The organism is Dyadobacter subterraneus (genome assembly GCF_015221875.1).
Classification (GTDB): Bacteria; Bacteroidota; Bacteroidia; order Cytophagales; family Spirosomataceae; genus Dyadobacter; species Dyadobacter subterraneus.
The window spans coordinates 4612742-4637376 of record NZ_JACYGY010000001.1 but is presented as its reverse complement, the minus strand read 5'-3'; the positions used below and the strand labels follow the sequence as shown (position 1 = coordinate 4637376).

Here is a 24635-nt window from a genome sequence, read left to right as displayed (position 1 = left end):
TTTATTAACCTAACGACTAAACATAACCTATGAAAATTTCGAAAATTTACCTTACAGCAGCTTTTTTTCTTACGACAACGATGTCTTTTGCCCAGCTTCAATCTGTTAATTATACGGACGGAGCACAGAAGTTAAGTGGCTTTGCAGCCAAACCAAAAACGGCTTCAAAAAAGAAAGCGGGCGTTCTTGTTTTACCTGCCTGGATGGGAATTGATGCTCATGCCAAAACGAGTGCAGAAGAATTGGCAGCAATGGGATATTATGCTTTTGTGGCCGATATTTACGGAGTAGATAAAAGGCCGAAGGATATGAAAAGCGCGGCTGAACTTTCGGGTTATTACAAAAAAAATATAGCTGAGTACCAGAAACGTATCCAGCTGGGATTGGAGCAACTAATAAAGGCCGGAGCTGATCCTGCGAATATTGCGGTGATCGGCTACTGTTTCGGAGGGACGGGAGCTGTTGAAGCTGCCAGAGAAAATTTTCCGGTTAAGGGAATTGTATCGTTTCATGGCGGGTTGGCGAAAGATTCTACCCGTGCGGTTTCTGCCATCAAACCAAAATTATTGATTCTTCACGGTGCTGATGATAATTATGTACCTGCCAAAGAAGTGGCAGCTTTCCAGAATGAAATGAGAAAAGCGAATGCTGACTGGGAAATGAATTATTATGCGAATTCCGTACATAGTTTCACCGACCCTGATGCGGGTACAGACAATTCAAAAGGTGCTGCCTATAACGAAAAAGCCGCAAAGCGCTCATGGAAAGCAATGCTGGTATTTTTTGACGAGATATTCTGATTGATGATTGAATAATAGATTGAGAGAATGATTGAATATGTGTTGCCGAATCTATTAATTAGAGAGCTCTTTTAGAGCTCTTTTTTTGTTTTAATCTGAAATTAGAATCTTATTAATTCTTCTGAATAAGGCCTTTTCGAAGAAATAAAATTAGATTTTTCCGACTCTTTTGCCAATCTTGGGCAGGAAATTTCCGGGTGAGACCCGAATCTTTGCATAACCCATAATCTTAAAATTTTGCATATGAATAAAAGCCTATTTCTGACATTGGTTCTTGGTATTATTTTGTCTGCCTGCCAGCAAAAAGCTTCTGAGGATTTGTTGCCACCAGTTGGTGAGTTGTTTGAAAATTATTATGAAGAAAGATTGCCGCTTTACCCTTTTGAAGCAACGCAAATTGGAGATAAACGGTATAACGACCTTTTTCCAAATGATTTAACAAAGGAAGTAAGACAGCAGCAGGTTGATTTCTATCAAAAATATAAAACGGAACTTGTCAAATACAATCGTGCGGAACTTACCGAAGAAGAGAAAACGAGCTGGGATCTGTTGAATTGGGAGTGTAATATAAATCTGGAATTACTGGCATTTCCAACGCATTTAATGCCAATCAACCAGTTTGCATCAACCCATTTAATGATTGCAACCATGGCAGGCGGAAGTGGCGTTCAACCTTTCAAAACAACGGATGATTATGACAACTGGTTGAAAAGAGTGGATGGTTTTGTTGCATGGAGCGATACGGCGATCGTCAACATGAAAGAAGGGATAAAAAAAGGTTACGTTTTACCAATCCCATTGATTAAAAAGGTTATTCCCCAATTGGCTAGTCTAGATCATGGTACTGCTGAACAGCACTTATTTTACACACCGGTTACCAAATTTCCGGAATCCTTCTCTGCCGATGACAAAGCCCGGTTGACCAAAAGTTACAAGGAAATGGTTGAAGAAAAAGTGATACCCGCCTTTAACCGTCTTCATGTTTTTATGGAAAAGGAATATTTGCCTGCTGGTCGCAAAACAAGTGGATATGCTGATCTTCCCAATGGAAAAGCACTGTATGATACCTATATTAAGTACTATACAACAACCTCAAAAACATCTGACGAAATTCATAAACTTGGTTTAAGCGAAGTAGAGCGCATTTCCAAGGAAATGTTGAAAGTTAAAGACCAGGTAGGATTTAAAGGAAGTTTGAAAGCGTTTTTCAATGATCTAAGGTCAAACAAAAAACTAATGCCTTATACAAAACCGGAAGAAGTTATCGCTCATTTCAACGCTATTCATGAGACGATGAAACCGAATTTAAAAAAGTTGTTTGATCTTACACCCAAAGCAGCTTTTGAAGTTCGCAGGACAGAAGCATTCAGGGAGGCATCGGCATCAGCAGAATATAATCCGGCTTCGCCAGATGGCTCGCGGCCCGGGATTTTTTATGTGCCAATTCCTGATGTAAAAGCCTATAATACCGTCTCAGATGAAAGTTTGTTTTTGCACGAGGCGATTCCAGGTCATCATTACCAGGGTTCTTTGCAGCAAGAAAATAAGGCGCTTCCATCGTTCCGTAAGAATTTGTGGTACAGCGCATATGGAGAAGGCTGGGCATTGTATAGCGAATCGCTTGGTAAAGAACTGGGCTTATATACTGACCCATATCAATATTTTGGAATGTTAAGTGCCGAGATGCACCGGGCCATCCGACTGGTTGTAGACACCGGAATTCATTCCAAAGGCTGGACCCGAGAGCAGGCTATTCAGTACTCACTGGATCATGAGGCCGAAACAGAAGAAAGTATTGTAGCAGAAATTGAAAGATATATGACTGCGGCCGGACAGGCTTTATCCTATAAAATAGGGCAGCTGAAAATTCGTGAACTGCGTACAAAAGCTGAAAAGGCAGGAATTAATTTTGATATCAAAAAATTTCATAACAAAGTGCTCGAATCAGGCTGCGTTCCACTGAATATTCTGGAAGATAAAATTAATGTCTGGATTAAAGCAGGAGGGAAGGAGCAAAAATAGAGCGATAAGCTAAACGAATAAAAAAAGCGTCAAAGTCTTACAGTTTCTGTAAACTTTGACGCTTTGTGTATTTTAAGGATAGTAATGAGGGAGTGAATTTGATTGCTCAATGTAAAAATTCAGTCATAGATTTCCAGGGAAAGCTTACCGGCACTCCTTTCAAAATGACAATAAATTTATAACATGGCTTGGCAAGTCAGAAAAGAAATTTCTGAAAAAAGACTCAATGACGAGTTAACTGGCAATAGCGGTATAACCTTTTGAATCGGACAACACATGTCCATTACTCATTTTTTTCTTCATCGCTTCCAAACCGATAATAACCAGTTCTTTGTAAAGCTCCTGAAGGGTAATTCTTTGATCATTTTCTTCTAGTTCAAGTTGAAGCTGTTTTGCTTTCAGGTGAACTTTGTCGGGTACGTCAAGATTAACTTTTGCCATAGTAGCGGAGATATTTATATTATTTAGTTAGGTTTTATTACTGGGATACGCAAGAAATGTCTAAACTGACTAGAAAATATGAAATATTTTTTCGGTACTAAATTCAGCGGCTGAAATCCTCTGTCAGCTTTGTTTGTCAGATATTAGAATCCGAAATTCTACTCTAATCTAAATTTACTTTATTAACAGAATATTATTAAACAGGATTGTAAAATGATTTAAAGATTCTTTTAAATGTTACATAAGAATTAAAATTAATTACAGTTACTTCTGACTTTCTCCCAAACGCTTCCACATTTCGGCACATGCGCGGGCGTTGTGATATGGACATTTCCAAAAATTTACCTTATCTCCACGCACCGGACTACCGTCTTCTTTCACTGCACCAAACCATTCACCTCTTTCCTTGTCAATAAATTTGCTGTCGATATATGCCCAGCTTCTTTCTGCTTTAACTTTGAAATCCTTATTTTTTGTGAGTTGATATGCGTTGTAAAATCCTACCAGTTGTTCTGCGGCAACCCACCAGCTTCTTTCCGTTTTTGTATGTTTGGTTTCAGGATCATACTCATAGTTAAGCGCACCGTCCGCGCTTAAACCAGTACTCACTGCGGTGGCCATTTTGATGCAGCGCTCCCTGGTTTTTTTTAATAACTTTTCATCTTTTAACACTTCCGCTGTTTCGTAAAGCAACCAGGATGCTTCAACATCGTGGCCATAGGAAATCACCTTGTCTTTTGATTCCCACTTTTCGGTAAAGAAAAGCTCCATCCGGTTCGTTTCATTGTTGACGATATGATCCAGAATTGCTTCCAGCATTGCTGCTGTTTGCTTTTTTAATGTTTTATCGGGCCAAACTCTGTAAAGGTTAGTATAGGCCTCAACAAGGTGCAAATGCGTATTCATGCTTTTGTTATACGGACTTTTACTCAAAATATAATCGTCCGTTTCTGACCAGTCTCTTGCAAATGCTTCGCGGTAGCCGCCATTTACGGGATCAAAAGCATGTTTTTCCAAAACATGGAAAATGTCTTTTGCACGTTCCAGAGCTGGTGGGAAATTTGTTGCCCGGTAGTATTCACTCAATCCGTACATGGCAAAAGCATTTCCATAAACCTGCTTTTTCATTTCAAGTGGTTTCCCACTTGCCTCTGTCGACCAAAAAACGCCTCCATCCTTGGCATCTATAAAATGAATCGAAAGATCCTGAAATGCGCGATCCGCAAGTGTCAGATATTTTGGGTTATTCAAAAGCCTTTTAGCCATCGAATAGGTCCATAAGATCCGGCTTGTGATCACAACTGCCTTTGGCGCATCAGCAATACCTTCGTTGTCATAATTTACTCTGCCGTAAAAACCACCATTTTTACGGTCTACGGCATATTTTTCCCAGTAATCCAGGATATTTATTAATTCTTTTTTAAAAGTTTCCGGTGTGAAGTCAGCCATGATAAATGTTGTTTCCTTGCAAAAGAATCAAGATTTGTAAACTTACTTACTCCCCTTATTTAGTTGCGCTTCCACAAGGGAAGCGCAATTTTTTCAATTTATATTTTTCTATTTCAATGGTATAAACTGCTCTTTCACATTCCAGCCGTCAATGGATACCAAGGGCAATTCACCTGAGGTCTGTGAATAATCCATTACCACAGTTTTCTTTTCTCCGGGTAATACCGATACATAATTGTCATCATAAAAAACCGGAAGTACTCGTTTTTTTGTTTTTGGATCAACCAGCGCCAGACGGTTAAAAAAGGCAACCGGATTTTTGGCAGGATTAGACAAGGTAACCTCAACTTTTCCTTTTTCAGACTGACGAACCTGTACGTCGATATCCGCTGCTGACATTTTATTCAGTCCGCTGTATGCTCCTTCGCTGTCTGGCAGCCAGTACAAGTTGTCGCTCAATATTTCTTTTTTAGTATTTGAAAGACGCAGCGAAAGGAACATTCCTTCTTTTTTTGCAAGCTCACGTATTTCATTTTTGATTGACATAATCATGCGTGTTGTTGACGGTCCGATTTCTACGAAAACCTGCCCAAGGCTTTTTTCCTTTCCGCTTATATCAACCGCAGTGATGTTGAGCATCATGTCGTATTGATGTTTGAAGGTATTATTGGTTATCATAACGGTGCTGTCGGCCTGGTTGAACATAACATGCAAAGGGGCGCTTCCGTTGTGTAATCCGTACAAACAGGCGTTTGGATCCAGGTAATAATCGTACATCTGACCGCGCAATGCCGTCCATGGATTTTGTGTTTTCCAGATGATCACACCTGTATACCAATCCCACATATGCGCGCTAAAACCTTCCATTAAAGAGCGGTATTGATCGTAATTAATCAACTGCGCCTTTTTTCCAAAATCGCGCAGATCTTTTACTTTTCCGTAAGGCGCGACATACTTCTCGTAACCAATATATTTGTGATAATTCCAAACAGAATCCACCGTTTCTTTTCCTGTTTTTTCAGAATAAATTGGGGCGATCATATTTTCCTTTGGTAAAAATCTTTCCAAAGATTCATAATCTCCGACACCTACCGAACCTATTTCAGAGTTGAACGGCCATGTTTTGTATTCAAAAAAACGTTTTAAAGGCTGAATGCCGTAAGGTCCGTCGCCATTTCCGCCAAGTGAGTTGAAAGACATATCATCCGAATTCGAATAATCGATAAACCAGCGGGTTCCATCCAGTTTTGGAAGAATGGTATCACGAAGCGGGACCATAATATCTTCCGGTAAAGTAATTTCATTTCCTCCGCACCAGATTGCCAGAGAAGGATAATTACGGATCATTTTAATTTGGTCAGCAGCCGATTCAAGAAACAGGCCATGATCATCCGGATATTTACGACGTACCCATTGGTCATCTTTTTTCATTGGATCAACCCAGCGGCCATTGCAATCACCCGATCCCCAGAAATCCTGCATAACAAGAATTCCATATTTATCACAAGCCTGATAAAATTCAGGACGCTCCGTCAAGGCTCCGCCCCAGATTCGTAACAAATTCAAATTCATATCTCTGTGAAATCGAACTTCTGCGTCATAACGGGCATCTGTAAAACGAAGCATCGCATCAGAAATAATCCAGTTCCCGCCCTTTATAAAAACCCGCTGGCCGTTGACAGATATTTGTTTGCTTCGGGTAGTTGAATTCCAGTCAGCCTGAATTTCCCGGACACCAACATTTATATTTTCTTCGTCAGAAACCGCTCCATTCAACAGAAACTGCATTTTTAAAGCATACAAATGCTGTGCACCGTAACCGAAAGGCCACCAAAGTTTAGGATTTTCAAGTTGAAGATCTGGTAATGTTATTTCGGTAGTACTTCTTGGTTTGATTGTAACTTCTTTCGAAATTTTCTTTCCGTCCAGAACATATTGTAAAACACCTTTCAGTGGTGCATCTGTCGGGTTTTCCAGTTCAGCAGTAGCTTTTATTGTGGCGGGTTTCTGAGCGCCTTCCGGTTTTCTTTGTCCTGGAACAAGCGTGATGATATGCGGATTTTTGATATTGATTTTTCCTGTTTTTTCAATCAAAACCTTATCCCAAATTCCTGTATTGCGGTCACGAACGGGCTGAATCCAGTCCCATCCGGCAACGTACTGGTGGGCTACGTTCTTTGCTATTGTTCCGTCTCCCCCTTGTCCGCCGTTTGCATTTCCAACGGCATCAGGAGGAAAAACAATAACGGCCAGTCTGTTTGATCCGGTTTTCAAAAGTAAGGAAGTGATGTTGTAAGACTGGCGCAGAAACATGCCGCTGTGTCTTTTGCTGTTTAATTTTTTACCGTTCAGGTATATGTCAAAACTATAATTAACACCACGGAAATGAAGCCATACCTGTTCGCCGGCTTTTACGGTTTCATTAAAATCTTTTACAAACCAATACGTGTAATACTCAGGGCCGGTTTTGAAAATATCAGGTATTTTTTCATTGTTCATTCCGAAAAAAGGATCCGGAATCTGTTTGTTTTCAAGCATTGTGGTAAGCACTGTGCCCGGTACAACTGCGGGGATCCAGCTACTTAAAGAATAAGAAGGATTTGAAACTGCGGAGCCGTCTTCTTTAACCTTGGCCATAGGGCTGCATTTCCAACCAGAATTTAATTCATATTTATGTTGTGCATAAGCATTTATACACAGAAGTTGCAGGGAAATGAATAAAGAGGTAAAAAGGAATTTCATTAGAATATTATATTATAAAAATAACTATTACAACAAATATATTCCAATGAAAATACATAAAAAAGAAATATTATTAGTTTAATTAAAATATTGAACAAGAATCATCTTATTATTAAATTAATTTACAAAATATGGAATATGGGTACGTAACCGTTTTTGTTGCCGGATTGCCCAATTGCATATTTAAAAAAATATCCCGGCGTTGGGCCGGGATAATAATATCTATACGAGCGAGAGTAACGATGTTTTAGTCCCCCTGATTCTCTTCAAGGTCATTGTGGTTATCTCCACCAAGACTATAATAATTGTTTTCTTCGTCCTCGTTGCCGTCTATTTCATCTTCGTCATCAAGGTCAGAGCCCGGAACATCCAGATCGTCGCCAACCAGATCTTCGTCAAAGCCTTTTTCATTCCACTCGTCAGAATCCAGTCCCAATTCTTCCTTAATTTTGCTTATGTCCTCCGGATCGATATCATCTTCAATCAGACCACGGCTATAAACATCATCAGACGCAGGATAAAGAGGGTATCCTGGCAAATCATCATCCTCGTCATCAAGTGGAAAATCGTCGTCAATTATCATATCAATTGTTTTTAAGGTTAGCTGAAGTTTTAATAAGTCTTTTGGTCAAAAATAATACTGCCATAGTGTAAACTGATTTTTTAAAAAATCATTCCAAAAAAAATCAAAATTTCTCTAAATTTTAAATTTGCTGCTGAATGTCCGAGTATTAAAACGCTATTTTACTGCTTTATTATTTTAAGTCAGCCTGATTGGCTGAAACATTTTTATAAAGTTAAACTATTATCGACCTATTGGTGAATCGCATGCAAAGAAGATTTTTAAAAACTGCCGTAATGTTTGCTGGTATTGCAGGAATTGGAGCACTACTGGCTTACAAGGGCATTTCTGAACCCCTTAAAAAAAATGAAGAAAAGAAAATCAATGAAATAGCAAAGGATATTAAACTTCCAGTCGGCTTTACTGCCACGGTTTTAGCCTCCGACCTTGGATCTGCCCGTCATATTGCCATTTCAAAAAGTGGTGATATTTATGTGAAATTGTCCAAACTGAAAGAAGGAAAGGGAATTTATATTCTGCGTGATACCAATAAGGACGGTGTTATTGACGAAAAGAAATTGTTTGGAAATTATCCGGGAACCGGAATCCGGATACAGGGCGGCTATTTGTATTCTTCTTCCAATACGGGTGTTTACCGCTATAAATTGAATGAAAAAGAAGAGATCATTGACACAGAAAATCCTGAAAAATTACTTGACGGATTGGTTGATAAAGGCCGGGATAATGCAAAACCTATAGCGCTGGACAAGAACGGAAATATTTATGTGACGGTTGGTTCTTACAGCGACGATTGCCGGGTTAAGGGAACCGGGCAGGGAATGTCGCCCTGCACTGTGCTGGATTCGGCAGGTGGAATATGGAAATTCAAAGCAGATCAGCTGAATCAGACCTTTGCTGATGGTAAACGTTACACCACGGGTTTGAAAAACGCGGTTGGTATCGACTGGGATTCTAAAACCAATACTTTGTTTGCTACCCAGCACGGGAGAGGAAAATTTGATGATTTCTATCCGCAGTATTACACGGCAAAACAAAGTGCTGAATTGCCTGCTGAAACTTTGTTTCAGTTAAGTGAAGGCGCTGATGCCGGCTGGCCGTATGTTTATTTTGATCATATTCAAAATAAGAAAATTCTTTCGCCTGAATATGGCGGAGACGGTAAGAAAACCGGCGGAGAAAAAGCGTTAACTCCGGTTGCTGCTTTTCCGGCTCATTTAGGTCCTAATGCTCTGATGTTTTATACTGGAAATATGTTTCCGGCAAAATATAAAAATGGTGCTTTTATCGCTTTTCATAATCAATCGGTGCCGCTTCACAAGGGATATATGGTTGCATTCGTTCCTTTCGTAAATGGAAAAGCTGGAAAATGGGAGATTTTTGCTGACAATTTTGCTGGTGTAAATCTTGCCGCGCCTGAGGGGCCGATCCAACACAGACCATGCGGACTCGCTCAGGGGCCGGATGGTGCTTTGTATGTTACCGATGATTTAAACGGAACGATTTTTAGAATCGATTATAAGAAAAAGTGAGCTTAAAATGAGAAAAGGATATGATCAACAAATACTTGCTGATCATATCCTTTCGCTAAGTATTTCCGTCAGGAAATGATGTGAATTGTGAAGGATGTCAACTATTCCCGCCTGATTGACTAATTATTGTTTTATAATTTTTGTCGCAGCGATATTTCCGGTATTGTTGGTAATTCTGACAATATACATTCCGGAAGGAAAATTTTTAACATCTACCTTGTCTGACAAGTTAGAGGCAGCTTTGCTGATATCATAAACATTTACACCCAGAATATTGCTGATCTGGATTCGTTGGATCATACTGATATCATCCACATGAAGTGTCAGATAATCAATTGCCGGATTAGGGTATAACACCGTTTTTGCAAGCATTTTAAATTCTGTGCTCTGTATGCGGCTGTATGCAAAAGTTTCATCCTTATCAATCATTTTCAGGCGATACAAATTTGTCCCGTTCTCTGGTTTTGTATCTGAATATTGATATGAAGACAGGGTTGTACTCTCTCCCTTGGCAAATATTGTAGCAATTGGATTCCAGACTTTACCATTATTGCTTCGTTGTATTTCAAAACGATCACTGTTTGTCTCGGCAGTTGTTGTCCATTTAAGTAATGTAGTTTGCAATTCACCTTTTTTGGCTGTAAAGCTGGTCAGTGTTACGGGTAGCGGCGTTTCTGATGCATAAATCGTATTTCCTTGCAGATTAATTGCTCCGGCGCCAGACAAAAGCCTACCCTGAACGACTGATCCTGATGACAAACTGATTACGCCGCTTGTAATTGCGGTACCTCTGAAAATCGAAGTTGTGGGAGATGTGATTTGGTTAAGATTAAATGCACCATTAACAATAAAATATACATTATTCCAGGATGCTGAGCCAGTAAGTATAATATTGGCATCAGTCGCTGTAAGTTCGCCGCCAATGTTAAAGACAAAGATGGAACTTGGATCACCTCCGCCATTAAGCGTAAGATTGCCGGTTAATACTCCAGCAGTTCCCAGACAGTAATTACCTGGGGTTAAAGTAGCTCCGTTTCCAAAGGTAGTGGCGAGCGTTTGGCAGGTGCCGCCACTGGCACTAAATGATGCCAAAACATTAGTTATTTCCGATTCCGCATTTATAGAAGTCTGATCGTTAATATGGGACTGTCCGGAATAGGATATAGAGGAACCTGTTATACTTCCCGTGTGTGTCCCCACACTTCCTTTTACCGTGGTTGTACCACTATTTGTTATAGCGCCGCTTCCGGTAAATACTCCAAATTCAGATGCAATAGGAATTGCCGGAGCCTGCGCAAAAATTTTTCCGGCCGTGCATAATATTAATACTGCGCATCGAATAATTGTAGTAGTTTTTGTCATATTAGTTTTATGTAAGTAGATGAATTAGTTTTACTTATTCAAAGTACCAACTAAAATGAAAGTATCGTACTACACAATTTTTGCTTTTAATTACATTATTCACACATTTTCCAGAGTCTTTCGTTGATTGATCTGAAGCTGTTTGTAGACTGTCGGAGATAACCCGGTTACTTTTTTGAACTGGCTGGATAAGTGGGCTACACTGCTGTAATTCAGCTTGTAAGAAATTTCGGTCAGATTCAGTTCAGCATAAAGTAACAACTCTTTTACGCGCTCTACTTTGTGCGCAATAATATAGTGCTCTATGGTTGTACCTTCTGATTCAGAAAAGACATTGGCCAGGTATGTGTAATCATGATTGAGCTTTTTACTGATGTACTCCGAGTTTTTTATTTTAAGAGTTTCTTCGGAATAATGTACCAATTCTACAACTACATTTTTGATCCTTTCTATTAGTACGGCCCTTTTATCATAGATTAGTTCCAATCCTGATTTTAAAAGCAAAACGTTTAATCTATCGCGTTGTTGGGGCGTAAGGCCCTCCTGAATATCTACCTCACCTAAATCAACTGTAAAGTTGTGTAATCCAAGTTGGTTTAATTTTTGCTGCACAGTCATTTTGCACCGAATGCTGACCATGTTTTTGATATATAATTTCAATTCATAAAATGCTAACTATGAAATTTTTACGTATAGTATTAAATAGGGTGATGCAAGTATCATGCCATAGCCCTTTGGCATGATACTTGCACCGGTTAGACGATTTTTGACCAGATTTGCCTGAATGCAGATGGAATTGTTAAAAAGAATCAATGAATTATCTTAAAACCTGTTTTACATATATCCCATTTCGGGATATATGTAAGAAATTATGGTTTGCGAATTATGAGGTCAGATAAGCAATGTAGCAAATGCCCGGACCGGGAAAGTCCCTGCGCCTTTGAATTTTGGAGGAACCGCACTAAAATGATAATTTTCAGCTGGAAGCTTTTCCAGATTACATAAATGTTCAACAATCAGTATTTCTGAACCTAATAGGGTAGTGTGTACCGGACGACATTTTCCTCTTGTATCATCAATATTGTGGCTGTCGATACCAACCAGTTTTACATTGCAATCGCGCAGATATTCGGCCGCATCCTGTGTGAGGAAAGGATGATTTTCAAAATATTGATCAGTATTCCAATGTTTTGACCAATCCGTTCTTACCATTACCGCCTTGTTTCTTAATTCCAGATTCTTGAAATATTCAGCACCAATTGACAGTACATCGGGTACAGAAACAGTAATCGCTTCCAGATTTGCGAACGCTTCGAGTTCTACTTCTGAAAGATCCTTTCCATGTTCAAAACGGTGGAACGGACAATCTATATAGGTACCGGTGTTGGTTACCATTTCTATTTTTCCAATCTGGAATTCTGTTCCTTCTTCATAAATGGCTTTTGATTTTTCGCGGCTGAGGTAATCACAAATAATGGGCGCGGGAAGTCCTTTGTAAGTTATTAATCCGTCAAAAATTACATGGCTAAGATCTATGAATTTCGAATCAGTAAATGAGGGTATAACAGTTCGTTTGTGCTTTTCTTCAATGTAATGTTTGTTCAGAATTTTTACTTTCCCAACCATCAAAAGGCGCAGATCCTCAACGATGAAATCTGCCAGTTCTTTATCCGAAATAGTATCATTTGAAATATCCAGACGAAAATCCTGTCCCTGGATTCCACCGCCATTTGTAAAATCAATTTCAAAATCAAAAACAACTCTTTTCTCCATAAGTGGAAATTTCTGGTTTAGTTGAACCTGTAATTAAATATTCGAGAAGACATTATCGGTTCAATCCTTGTAAAGCATACCGTTTTTCATCACCAGCTTTACTTTTCGGATGGCGCTGATATCAATTTCAGGTTTTCCTTCCACAGCCACGATATCAGCCAGAAAACCAGATTTGATCTGCCCAAGATTATCCTGATGAAAGACTTTTGCGTTAACAGATGTTGCGGAGCGAAGTACATCAATGGGTCTCATTCCGTATTCAGCCAGCATTTCCAATTCCCTCGCATTGTCGCCATGTGAGAAAACACCCACATCGCCGCCGGCCAAAATGGTTACGCCGGCATCAAGTGCATTTTTAAAAGTGATTCGTTTATTTTTGATTCTTTCCGGTTCGGCGTCCGTTCCTTTTTTCCAGCCTCTGTATTGACTTGTGGCATCTCCAGCCGCCAGTGTAGGGCATAAAGCCACACCATGTTCACGCATCAATTTGAAAATTTCAGGCGTTCCGCCATCGCCATGTTCTAAGGTTTCTACGCCTCCTAAAATGGCCCGTTTCATTCCTTCTGCGCTGCTTGCATGAGCAACAACTGGCCGTCCACTACTTTTGGCAGTTTCTACAATAAGTTTGATTTCATCGGTGGAAAATGTCGGTCTGGTTTCTCCATTCAAACCCCAGCGGTAATCTGCATAAATCTTGATAACATCCGCGCCTTTCCCGATCTGACTTCTCACCGCTTTAATTAAATCTTGTCCATCTGCTTCTTCTGCACCTTGTGGAATGGTGATGTCCGCACTAAAACCTCTTGGCCCGTAACTTCCGGTTGCTATCAAAGCTTTGGTTGCAATGATCATGCGCGGTCCTGGGATAATTCCCTGATTGATGGCCTGTTTTAAACCAAAATCATCGTATTCCGCACCTTCTGTTCCCAGATCACGAACCGTAGTAAATCCGGCCATCAGCGTTCGCTTGGCATGTAAAGTTGCACGGGCGGTTCTGAAAGAGCGGGATTCTTTTAAAACCTGGTCGTCCCAGGATGTTTCATTGTATGGATGAAGAAAAAGATGTGAATGACCTTCAATAAATCCGGGAAGCAAGGTGCATCCCTTTAAGTCGATCACTTCTGCATTTTGGGAATCTGCGGTTAACTGACTGGCCGGACCGACGCCTGTGATTTTTTCATTTTTAACGAGAACAACCCAGTTTTCATGACTTTCCTGACCGTCAAAAACCCGGTCGGGGCGAAGCAAATATGTCTTTTGCGCAAAAAGACTGTTTGTTAAAAAAGAAAATAAAAGGACGGAAAGAAGAAAGTTGGCTCGCATAAAACAAAAATAGCGAAACCAACTTTAAATAGGCTATTTCTCAGGGAATTTAGGTTACGCAGAGAACCACAGAGTGGTAAGGAGGTGCACCGAGAATTTTCTTTTTTAATTTTAGAGAAATATTTGTGGGTCTTCTTTTAACGGTGCGGTGGTCACTCTACTTTGTTCAGTGTTAAAATCAGAACTTGGCTATACTTAAAAGTTTGTATCTGCTTTTGTTAAAACTTCCGGTTTAATCCAGATATTTCTAAAATAGACGTTATGTCCTTCTGATTGTAATTTTAATCCGCCAGGAACGTCTGTAATTCCTTTTCCTCCGTCGTTGCCGCCATCAATTCCCGAATTTGGTCCGCCCCAAACCTGGCTGATGGAATGGTTGGTATGTACTTTTTTACCATTGAAATATAAAGTTACCAATGGCTTTTCTACTAGTTTTCCATCTTTAAAACGTGCCGCCCGGAACTGAATATCATAGGCATTCCATTTTCCAACGCCGTTGTATGCATAGTAGGGTGACTTGGTTTCGTTGATAATCGCAGCCATTCCATGAGACGTGGTGTCGCCGTCAAGAACTTGAATTTCATAACGATTTTGCAGATAAACACCGCTGTTGCCACCTTCTTTGGTAATAAAAAACTCAACATGCGCACGGAAATCACGGAATTCCTTTTTTGTTACAATGTCTGCGGACCCGTACAAACCTCCGGCAGCAGCTGCATCAAAACAATTAATCACGGTTCCCTTATCTGTCGGATCATTAACAACGGTCCATTTTATTGGTAATTCGGCTTTCAGACGGGGGCCTTTCCAATAAGTCCATTTTTCATCCAGCATTTTGCGGGAACCATCCATAAATACTTCTGCACCTTTTTCAGGTTTTGTACCTACGCCGACTTGTGCTTGGGCTGATGTAGTCAAGCACAGATTAACCAGAAAAATTGAAAAAAGACCAGTAAGATTGAAAGGAGAAATATAATTTTTCATTATTTGGTTTTGTTGTTATGAGGTGAAAAAAGATCAACTCTTCACATAAGACAAATTGTTTTTTTTATTACTCGATGTTTATAAAATTTGTAACATGGGTTATTCGTCAGGATTGTTATAATTGTTATTTATTCAATATATTAGTGATGAAAATAATCCGAGAAAGAGGAGTTTATTATTGGGTAAATATTTGAATTATGAAATTACAGGTAATACAAGACGGATCAGGAAAGAGCGCGGGTGTATTTATTCCTATCGAAGACTGGACCTTGATCAAAGCGAACTATCCCGACATTGAAACATTGGAAAGTCAAATTCCGGATTGGCAAAAAGAACTGCTAGATCTTCGAATTAATGCTATCAGTAAAAATCCGGAAAAACTAAGACCAATAGAAGAACTGTTTGATGAATTGGATAGAGAAATTTAATTATGGCGTATTCAATCGTCTTTTTGATGAAGCTAAACATGATGTTCATGAAGCCAAAATTTGGTATAAAGAACAAAAACCAGGTTTGGAAAAGCGATTTGCAAAGGTCATAAAGAGTTCAATTATTTCAATTTAAAAAAATCCCTTCATTTACGCTATCCAATATAGAAATATAAGAATTGCGCATACACCATTGTTTCCTTTCGGTATTCATTTTTTATTGATGATGTTAAATCTGAAATTGTGATCATTGCTGTTTTCCATCACAAACGAAGTCCAACTGTGACCGGAAAAAGATAGACTTGGCAATTCATTTCACCTTCACATAAAAATGCGAAGTATTGTTCTTCCCGGTATGCCGCTCTTCCACCTGCATCGTTTTTATTGACCTTATCAAATCCAGCAGTTTTTTGTGGCCATAATTTCGGGAATCAAATTCCGGCCGTTTTTTCAGGATCATATTTCCTAAAACGCCCAGAAAAATCCAGCCGTCTTCATCAGCTATATCGTTGATACTTTCAGAAATTAGTTTGATAAGACCTTTGTCAATTTTTGCAACCGGAGGCGTTTCTTCCTTAATGATTACTTCCGATTTTGAAGTTTCCGGCGTAGGAGTTTCCACCTTCACTTCCTTTTTTAGTATTTCAATATAAATAAATTTGTTGCAGGCAGCGATAAAAGCAGACGGCGTCTTCTTTTCCCCAATGCCAAAAACCTTCATACCCGCTTCCCGAAGTCTGGTTGCTAACCTCGTAAAATCACTGTCACTGGAAACGATACAAAAACCATCAACATTTCCGGTGTACAAAATATCCATCGCATCAATAATCAATGCCGAATCAGAAGAGTTTTTCCCGGAGGTATAGCTATACTGCTGAATTGGTGTAATAGCATTTTCCAGTAGAACTGTTTTCCAGCCAGATAGCGTAGGTTTTGTCCAGTCGCCGTAAATCCGTTTGAACGTTGGCGTGCCATAAATTGCAATTTCTTCCAGCATACCCTTTACATTTGCGTAGGGCACATTATCCGCATCGATCAACACGGCAAGTCTGAGTTCTCTGGTAGTTTCCATGCGTGTAAAGGTAGGCGAAAGTCGGGAAGGGGCAAAGTGGCGGATTTGTTGAAAAATCCGGGGAAGAATATTGAATTAATATCCCTTCCCCAAACTCTTCGATTACTATTATTTCAGCTTTTCATTAAATAGTTTCAAAATCCTTTTGTACTCGTCTGTCCAGGAAGAAGCTTCTACAAAACCATGATCTTCCATTGGGTAAGATGCAAGTTCCCAATTGTTTTTGCCAAGTTCAATCAGCCTTTGTGATAATCTTACAACATCCTGATAATGAACATTTACATCCACCATCCCGTGACAAATCAGCAAGTGATTTTTCAATCCTGCCGCATGGTAAATCGGCGAACTTTTGTGGTAAGCAATACTGTCAGATTGCGGCTCATTCAAAATATTTGCCGTGTAACCATGATTGTAGGCAGCCCAGTCTGTAACGGGACGTAACGCAGCACCAGCTTTGAAAACATCCGGTGTTGTGAAAAGTCCCATCAGGGTAATAAAACCGCCGTACGATCCGCCGTAAACACCGATTTTTTTGCTGTCGATGCCGTATTCTTTTACCAGATATTTAGCGCCGTCCACATTATCTGTCAAATCCTTTCCGCCCATGAAACGGTAAATTCCTGTACGCCAGTCGCGGCCATAGCCAGCACTTCCTCGGTAATCAAGATCAAGAACTGTGTATCCCTGATCAGTCAGTAAATTGTGAAACATGTATTCCCGGAAATAGCTGCTCCACCATTTGTGTGCATTTTGCAGGTATCCAGCCCCATGGACAAAAATCACAGCCCGGCCATTTGATTTCTTAGGTTCATAAACACGTGCATAAACATCAGCTCCGTCAGTGGCTTTGAAAGTGATCATTTTCGCTTCGCGCCACGGATAAGATTGAAATTCGGCAGATATGGATTTGGTGATCTGTTCCGGTTTTGCCAACGGTTTGTTTTCCATCATAAAAAGCTCCCATGGCTTATTACTAGCCGAATAACGTACCGCCAGTTTGGTTTCGTCGGGAGATAAAGTTACCTCGTTGGCGCCAACTGCCTGTGTGATCTGAGTTCTTTTTCCACCGGTTACCGGCATACTGTAAAAATGCTGCTCACCGGGATTGACTTCATTGGTAGTCAGGTAAAAAGTTTTTTTATCTTTTGAAAGCTGTAATTTCTGAATCTCAAATTTCCCGCTTGTCAACTGCGTTTTTTTACCAGAAACAATGTCCACAGCGTATAAATGCGAATATCCGCTTGCCTCGCTTTGGAAATAAATCGTTTGATCATCAATCCAGCCAATTTCTCCTGAACTCATTGCATAACCGCCCACACCAGGACCGCCAATCCAGGCTTCATCCCGCTGTCTGTCCAGCAAACGAAGCGACAAAGTATCCGGATTGAAGGCCATAATCCAGCGGTCTTTGCTGTCAGATGATCTTACCACAACCACAGCATTTTTCCCGTTATCCGACCAGAATGGGCTATGCACGATCACTGGACGCTCTTTGTCTTTTTTTGCGGTATCCTGTTTTGGATAATCTTTCAAATAATCCGGTTTGTCGCTGATACCCGGAATGTTTTTTACACTCAATTTCCTCGTTGTGTCTTTTTTGATATCATACACCCAGAATTCATAACTGGAAGCCGGAGCGCCTACTTTTGTGCGGCCTGAAATATCTTCCGTAAAACCGGATTCTGTCACATAATTTGGGACAATGGTCGTCTTGGCGGATTTATCAGGCTGACCTAACTGATAGGTCACAAACCTGTTGTCCGGACTGATTTTCTGATTTTGAATGCGTTTTTCTCCCAGATAAATTTCTTTCGGATAAGTCGGTTTTTCGGCTTTGTCTATTTTTTTACCGGCATCTTTTTTCTCTTTTCTTTCCTTCAAAATTTGAAACGTTGCCAGCTGATCCTCTTTTAAGACCTTTTCTTCGGCGCTGAGTTTCGCTTCTGCTTTTTTGTTTCCGGTTTTAAAATCTGTGTGCTGCTTTATTAATCCGGTTGCCAGTTCAAAACTGAAAAGATTATTATCCCGCTCAAAAACGATACTTTTTTCATTTCCGCTAAACAACGGATCCGATTCTTTTTCAACTGTATTGGTCAATTGACGGATAGTAAAATCTTTATAACTCACCACAAAAATATCACCGTCTTTCTCATAAGTTTTTAAAGAATGATCACGGTTGAAGTTCCCATCTTTCGCCGGAAGTTTTTTGCGATCGGCAATTAAAACTTTCGCGATTTTTTTGTCAGTCAGCGAATAACTGTAAAGCGAATCGCCCATATTTTTATCCGGATTCCAGTTGAAATAGATAGTCTTGGAATCACTCGACCAGAAAATATCAGAAGGCGAAGTACCGAGCCACATCTTGGGATCACGCATGATTTTTTCAACCGTGAGCGGCCCCAGTTTTTGTGCTTTTAATGGTATTAATGTAATGATTAACAGGAGTGATGTTACTTGCAAAAAGTGTTTCATAAATAGCAGGCAGGTAGGTTAGTTGTCATGACATGCAATTTAGAAGTTTTATTAAACTCTTGATGATAATTCCCTAATATATGCCGTATCTGTGCTATTTTTGTCTGCTCCTCAATAAACGCGTTTCAAGATGAACAAGTTAGTTTTACTGCTTTTTTCCTGTTTTTGTTTTCATTCTTTACAAGCGCAACCAGTCAAATTCGAGTTGGCTGATTATACAGTTCTTGCCAAAAAACCGGCGGGTCCGTTGCACGGTATTTCAGGAATTGAATATATTTCTTCAAAAAAACAATGGCATCTGGCAAGCGATAGAGGAAATTATTTCATTTTAGACAGCATTAGAAACATTCGTGATTTTGAAAAAAAACAGGATTTGGCTGTTACCAAAAAGACTGGTTACTGGTTTGAAGCAATCCGTTTCGATCCTCGTTTTTCGACTTTTCTGTACGCGGTAGAAAACGAATACAAACCCAATAAAGACACAAATGATACCACAACTTATGTTGGCTATTACGACTCATTTCCGCCCGCTTATTTAATTCCGCCGATGCATCTGCCAGCGGATAATAAAGGAATTGAAGCCGTTGCAGTTACCGATAGCGGGGCAGTTTGGATCGCGCCCGAAGCGGGCTGGCAAGGCGAGACGGAAGTTGGAAATGATACGATTCACTTTTGGAAGTTTGATAGAAAAAATTCTGGTTATGGCAAGGCCGTTCCTTACACTTATGTGATCGACAGAAGTGGTTGTCCTTTGAGCACAACGGAAAAAAGAGGAGGGATTTCTGAAATAATTGCGATTCAGGAAAATCAGCTGCTCGTTTTGGAAAGATGTTTTGATGAAAAAGCTTCCAAAAAAATCAAGGCAAAACTTTGGCAAGTTTCAGTAAACGGATCTCATTTAAAAAAGGGTCAGGCACCGGCTTTTGATTTTAATGACAATTTTCCAATTGTAGTTGACAATCTGGAAGGGATGTCGTGGTGGCCGAATGAAAATGGGAAACGGGAGTTGCTTTTGGTGACTGACGATAATCCGGGACTAAATAATAACCAGAGAACGCAATTGATTTTGTTAAAGGAAAAATAAAAAACTCCTGTTAATAGTACTGAATTTAAAATTGACTCAATGCAAACCCGCTATCTAATTTTGTTTTTCATCAGTATTATGCTGACAAACCTGAGTTGTAAAAATACAAAAAATGATGCTCCTGATAAAGGCGTTTCTTTTGGATTGAATGAGTATAGAAAGGAAATGATTGACAGTATTCAATATGCTATTGAACTGGAAATTCCTGCTCAGAAATCTCAGCCGACTCAAGGTAAGCAGCTTATAACCTTCAATTTAAAATCCCTTGATTCCGCACTGGTTTTGGATTTTAACACGGATAGTGCTCATATACATTCGGTGAAAGCGGAGGGTAAAGAAATTGCTTACGAGTTTGTAAATGAACACATTGTTATAAATAAGGATAAGCTTATAAAAGGAAAAAACCAGGTTGAAATTGTATTTACGGCCGGTGATCTTTCGCTGAACCGAAACGAAGAATATTTATATACACTTTTTGTTCCAGACCGCGCTTCAACTTGTTTTCCGCTTTTTGATCAGCCAAATTTAAAGGCTTCTTACACCCTGACCTTAAAAACGCCGAAAACCTGGGAAGCTGTTTCAAATGGTATTCTAAAAGAAAAAACATCAGGCGCAGATCAGAATATTTATCAGTTTGAAAAAACAAAACCGATAAGTTCATATCTGTTCGCATTTGCTGCCGGCAAGTTTTTCAAGACCGAAAAAACGGTTGGTAACAGGGCAATGACCATGTATTACCGTGAGACGGATAGTGTAAAAGTGAAGCGGAACAGTGATGAGGTTTTCAATTTGCATGCAAAATCTTTGGCCTGGCTGGAAAATTATACCGCTATAAAATATCCGTTCGGGAAATTTGATTTTGTACTGATTCCTTCTTTCCAGTATGGCGGAATGGAGCATCCTGGTTCTATTTTTTACAATGAATCATCACTTTTTCTTGATGAAAATGCCCCGGTTAACCGGAAACTTGCCCGTGCCAGTGTGATTGCCCATGAGTCTGCGCACATGTGGTTTGGTGATCTGGTGACGATGGACTGGTTTAGTGACGTTTGGTTAAAAGAGGTTTTTGCCAATTTTATGGCCGCCAAAATTGTCCAGCCAAGTTTTCCTGAAATTAATTTTGAGCTGCGTTTTCTGCTTGCGCATTATCCTGGTGCATATGAAGTGGATAGGAGCAGCGGGACCAATCCGATTCTTCAAAAACTGGGAAATCTTAAAAATGCCGGAACACTTTACGGCGGAATTATTTATCAAAAAGCGCCTATTATAATGCGTCAGCTGGAAAAGAAAATCGGTGAAAATATGATGCGCGAAAGTCTGAGGGAATATTTGAAATCTTTTTCGTTTGGCAATGCAAAATGGGATGATCTGATTGGTATTATTGATAAAAAAAGTCCGGAGGATATTACCACATGGAGCAATGTTTGGGTGAAAACGCCAGGTATGCCCGAATATGAATTTGTGGGAGATAAGGATGAAATATTAATTCAACAGAAAAAAGATTCGCTTTCTGACCGGATCTGGCAGCAGCCCGTGCTTACTTACTGGAAGGAAATGTTTGCCCAGGGAAGCGTTAGTATTAATCTTGACAATAAGCCGCAAAGTGTCAGAAAGCCGGATCTTCCTGCGATGGTTTTTCCAAATTCTAATGGACAGGGTTATGGTTATTTTAAGATGGATTCTGTTTCGGAAGATTACTTTTTGAAGAATTACAATTCGAAAAAAGATACCATGTTAACCGATCCGGTTTTCCGGGGAGCGATGCTGGTTAATATCTGGGAAGGATTTTTGCGGGGTGACGGTGCTACACCCGTGAACTTTGCTAAAACGCTATTGGATATTTTACCAAAAGAAAACAACGCACTGATTTCTGACAATCTACTTGGAGATATCCAGACAACCTGGTGGACATTCCTGACCGAATCAGAAAGAAATCAATATCAGCAAAACGCAGAAAAAATTCTATGGACTTTACTGGAAACCACACCGGATAAAGGGATGAAAAATTCCTATTTCAGGGCTTTTAGAAATATTTCTATGACAGAAGACGGATTAGGGAAATTAGAATCTTTATGGAATGAAAAATTGAAAGTGAAAGATCTGATTTTATCAGAAGATGATAAAATTTCGCTGGCTTATGAATTGGTTTTAAAAGGCAGGGGAGATGGAAAGGCGATATTTGAAAAGCAGTTAAGCGATACGAAAAATCCGGATCGCAAGTCAAAAATGAAATTTGTCATTCCCGCTTTAAGTCCGGAGCAAAACATTCGTGATGCTTTTTTTGAATCGCTTAAAAAACCGGAAAACAGAGAACATGAAGCCTGGGTTTTGGAAGCCTTGGGATATCTGCATCATCCCTTGCGCGCTAAAAATTCAACCAAATATTTAAAAACATCGTTGGATCTTTTACAGGAAGTTCAGCTGACGGGTGATATTTTCTTCCCGCAAAGGTGGCTGGGTGCCACTTTTTCCGGTCATTCGGATCAGGAAGCTGCTGATATTGCGAATACATTTTTAAAGGAAAATCCTGAATATCCTTATTACTTGAAAAACAAGATTTTGCAGTCTACGGATATGCTCGACAGAGCTGTGAAATTGAAAAAATAAATATTTAAATCGTTTTTTATATTTGGAAAATGCCCCAAAATCCAGTCATTCCACTTCATTCTTTAAGTGACCGGACAAATCTTGGTCTGGAAATTCACAGGATCGATGCGAAGAAATCCACTGAGGTAGCCAGATATGGGGCGCATCGCGACGATCATTATATTTTCATATTTCAAAAAAGCGGAAATATTAAAATGATGATTGATTTTCAGGAGGTTAACTTTGAAGGATGTGTGATTTTTTGTATTCTGCCAGGTCAGATTCATCATTCCTATACATCTTTTGATTCGCAAGGCTGGTTTATCGCCACTGATCTTGCTTCGCTCGATGATAGTTACAGGGCTGTTTTTGAAGATTATATGGCACATTCGGAACCTGTTCCGGTGAATGAAAAAACTGCTGAGATTCTGGATAAATCCATTGAATTATTGTTCGAAATGCTCGGAAGTCAGGAGGACTTACCATTTCAGCAAGCTGCGCTTCGTTCTATGATTCAGGTTTGCGCGGGTGGTTTTGCCACGGTTTTTCAACAGCATAAACAACAGCATTCGCTGGGAAATTCTCGTCCCGTAATCATCAATAACGCCTTTAAGAAAATGGTTTTGGGGAATTTTAAAACCATAAAAAGTCCTGCGGAATATGCTGAGGCTTTAAATATAACGCCTTCCTATTTGAATGAAGTTGTCAAGAGCATAAGCGGCTTTTCGGTAAGTTACTGGATTCAGCGCGAGGTGATAATGGAAGCAAAAAGACTTCTGTATTACACAAACCTGAATATCAAAGAAATATCTTTTCAAATTGGCTATACCGATCCTACCTATTTTTCCCGTTTATTTCATAAAGTGACCGGAAGTTATCCGGCAGCCTTTCGGAAGGAATACCGTAAATAGTCCAACCTTTCCCGCTCTTTCTCTCTTTCTGTTTTTCGTTTTCATGTGTTGCTTTGTATTGTCAATTAGTTATGGCGTCTAAGACTTTTTTAATTTTTTTTTCTTGAATTAAAGTAAAACAAAGAATGAATTCGTCTACCCGGTTATAGTTGATTGCCAGGAATTAATCATTAACACCAAATAGCCATAATCATGAATATTCTCAAACAAACAGCCCTAACGTTATTTGAAAACGCACTAGCAAAAGAAGGAACAATATTAGCCATCAGGGCCTGGAACCCTGCGACCTTTTTCGAACTTGATGTACACTTTCCTTCCCTCGATATGTCCGGCTGGGATCGTGTTCAACATATGAAAGTAAAAGTTGCTCCCGGAGTATACCGCGATTATACGCCCGCTGGCTGGGACGTTGAAACCAGAACTTGTACATTATATATCAATGCCATGCAGGAAGGGCCGGGCAGCGACTGGGTAAGATCCTTAAATACAGGAGACAAAATAACATACGTTGGCGTTGGTGCTACGATGCACCGGCCTGTTGAAGGCGGTGACATGGTTGCACTGGGCGATATGACAACAATCGGGCATTACCTTGCTTTGCAGCAGTTGGCCGGGTCAAAAAACATTACCGGTGCAATTGCCATTGAAGAAGAAAACCACCGTGCCGAATTTATGCAGTATTTCAACTGGAATATTCAACCCGTTCCCCAAACCGACCAGGGAGGTTTTCATGCCTTGACGAAATGGGCCAGAAAGAAAGATTTTAATCACGCTACGGTTTATGTAGCGGGACATATTCCCAGCTGTGTACATTTAAGAAAAGAATTAAAGAAAAGTGATTGCGACACCGTTCGTGTGCAAGGTTTCTGGTCGTAGTTATTCTTTTTACTTAAATCTGATGTTTTGTTTATAAAATTATTACTATCAAAATGCCCTTCAAGTTTAGTTTGAAGGGCATTTTTTATTATTGTAATTCCGTGGTCTGTGTTCTCACAGACCTGTTATTTTTAAAATTGATTTGGTCCTAAACTAATAAAGTGGCGAAGAGGTCTGTGAAGACACAGACCACGGAAT

General features: G+C 39.8%; 19 protein-coding genes. 8 read left to right on the top strand and 11 right to left on the bottom strand.

The window, feature by feature from the left end; genetic code table 11:
* Positions 1-29: 29 nt before the first annotated feature.
* Positions 30-800, top strand: a complete 771-nt coding sequence (locus IEE83_RS19290; RefSeq protein WP_194122141.1) for a dienelactone hydrolase family protein — start codon at positions 30-32, stop codon at positions 798-800.
* A 243-nt stretch (positions 801-1043) separates the two neighbouring features.
* Positions 1044-2822: a DUF885 domain-containing protein gene (locus tag IEE83_RS19285; protein WP_194122140.1), complete on the top strand. Its 1779-nt coding sequence runs from the start codon at positions 1044-1046 to the stop codon at positions 2820-2822.
* 234 nt (positions 2823-3056) lie between these two features.
* Here IEE83_RS19285 and IEE83_RS19280 read toward each other — a convergent pair whose 3' ends face one another.
* From IEE83_RS19280 to IEE83_RS19265, 4 genes are all read right to left on the bottom strand, one after another.
* Positions 3057-3263, bottom strand: coding sequence for a hypothetical protein (locus IEE83_RS19280; protein ID WP_159470070.1), 207 nt, complete (start codon positions 3261-3263; stop codon positions 3057-3059).
* 264 nt (positions 3264-3527) lie between these two features.
* Positions 3528-4712: an AGE family epimerase/isomerase gene (locus IEE83_RS19275; RefSeq protein ID WP_194122139.1), complete on the bottom strand. Its 1185-nt coding sequence runs from the start codon at positions 4710-4712 to the stop codon at positions 3528-3530.
* A gap of 108 nt (positions 4713-4820) precedes the next feature.
* A complete protein-coding gene (locus IEE83_RS19270; RefSeq protein ID WP_228101884.1) occupies positions 4821-7349 on the bottom strand; it encodes a glycoside hydrolase family 2 protein in 2529 nt (842 codons plus the stop codon).
* Between the two features lie 352 nt (positions 7350-7701).
* Entirely contained in the window at positions 7702-8037 is a 336-nt protein-coding gene (locus IEE83_RS19265; protein WP_194122137.1) for a hypothetical protein, read from the bottom strand.
* A 245-nt stretch (positions 8038-8282) separates the two neighbouring features.
* Between IEE83_RS19265 and IEE83_RS19260 the strand changes: the two genes are divergently transcribed.
* Positions 8283-9566: a PQQ-dependent sugar dehydrogenase gene (locus IEE83_RS19260; RefSeq protein ID WP_194122136.1), complete on the top strand. Its 1284-nt coding sequence runs from the start codon at positions 8283-8285 to the stop codon at positions 9564-9566.
* A 123-nt stretch (positions 9567-9689) separates the two neighbouring features.
* Here the strand turns inward: IEE83_RS19260 and IEE83_RS19255 are convergent, their stop codons facing one another.
* From IEE83_RS19255 to IEE83_RS19235, 5 genes are all read right to left on the bottom strand, one after another.
* Positions 9690-10928: an ice-binding family protein gene (locus tag IEE83_RS19255; RefSeq protein ID WP_194122135.1), complete on the bottom strand. Its 1239-nt coding sequence runs from the start codon at positions 10926-10928 to the stop codon at positions 9690-9692.
* A gap of 99 nt (positions 10929-11027) precedes the next feature.
* Positions 11028-11546, bottom strand: a complete 519-nt coding sequence (locus tag IEE83_RS19250) for a helix-turn-helix domain-containing protein (RefSeq protein WP_228101883.1) — start codon at positions 11544-11546, stop codon at positions 11028-11030.
* Between the two features lie 273 nt (positions 11547-11819).
* Positions 11820-12701 (bottom strand): cyclase family protein, encoded by an 882-nt coding sequence (locus IEE83_RS19245; protein ID WP_194122133.1) that lies wholly within the window; start codon positions 12699-12701, stop codon positions 11820-11822.
* Between the two features lie 60 nt (positions 12702-12761).
* Positions 12762-14024, bottom strand: a complete 1263-nt coding sequence (locus tag IEE83_RS19240; RefSeq protein WP_194122132.1) for a metal-dependent hydrolase family protein — start codon at positions 14022-14024, stop codon at positions 12762-12764.
* A gap of 195 nt (positions 14025-14219) precedes the next feature.
* On the bottom strand, positions 14220-15008 hold the full coding sequence (locus tag IEE83_RS19235) for a 3-keto-disaccharide hydrolase (protein ID WP_194122131.1): 789 nt from the start codon (positions 15006-15008) through the stop codon (positions 14220-14222).
* Between the two features lie 197 nt (positions 15009-15205).
* Here IEE83_RS19235 and IEE83_RS19230 point away from each other — a divergent pair, with 197 nt between their 5' ends.
* On the top strand, positions 15206-15436 hold the full coding sequence (locus IEE83_RS19230; RefSeq protein ID WP_194122130.1) for an addiction module protein: 231 nt from the start codon (positions 15206-15208) through the stop codon (positions 15434-15436).
* A 310-nt stretch (positions 15437-15746) separates the two neighbouring features.
* Here IEE83_RS19230 and IEE83_RS19225 read toward each other — a convergent pair whose 3' ends face one another.
* Entirely contained in the window at positions 15747-16508 is a 762-nt protein-coding gene (locus IEE83_RS19225) for an NYN domain-containing protein (RefSeq protein ID WP_194122129.1), read from the bottom strand.
* A 108-nt stretch (positions 16509-16616) separates the two neighbouring features.
* Positions 16617-18980 carry a S9 family peptidase gene (locus IEE83_RS19220; protein ID WP_194122128.1) on the bottom strand — a complete coding sequence of 788 codons (2364 nt, stop codon included), beginning with the start codon at positions 18978-18980 and terminating at the stop codon, positions 16617-16619.
* Positions 18981-19110: 130 nt separating this feature from the next.
* Between IEE83_RS19220 and IEE83_RS19215 the strand changes: the two genes are divergently transcribed.
* The 4 genes from IEE83_RS19215 (at position 19111) to IEE83_RS19200 (ending at position 24437) form a co-directional block, all read left to right on the top strand.
* Positions 19111-20064: an esterase-like activity of phytase family protein gene (locus tag IEE83_RS19215; protein WP_194122127.1), complete on the top strand. Its 954-nt coding sequence runs from the start codon at positions 19111-19113 to the stop codon at positions 20062-20064.
* A gap of 39 nt (positions 20065-20103) precedes the next feature.
* Complete coding sequence (locus tag IEE83_RS19210) at positions 20104-22671, top strand: M1 family metallopeptidase (RefSeq protein WP_228101882.1); 2568 nt, start codon at positions 20104-20106, stop codon at positions 22669-22671.
* A 29-nt stretch (positions 22672-22700) separates the two neighbouring features.
* On the top strand, positions 22701-23561 hold the full coding sequence (locus IEE83_RS19205; protein ID WP_194122126.1) for a helix-turn-helix domain-containing protein: 861 nt from the start codon (positions 22701-22703) through the stop codon (positions 23559-23561).
* A 192-nt stretch (positions 23562-23753) separates the two neighbouring features.
* The gene (locus tag IEE83_RS19200; RefSeq protein WP_194122125.1) at positions 23754-24437 is read left to right on the top strand and encodes a ferredoxin reductase domain-containing protein; all 684 of its coding nucleotides are present in this window, start codon (positions 23754-23756) and stop codon (positions 24435-24437) included.
* The last annotated feature ends 198 nt before the right edge of the window (positions 24438-24635 follow it).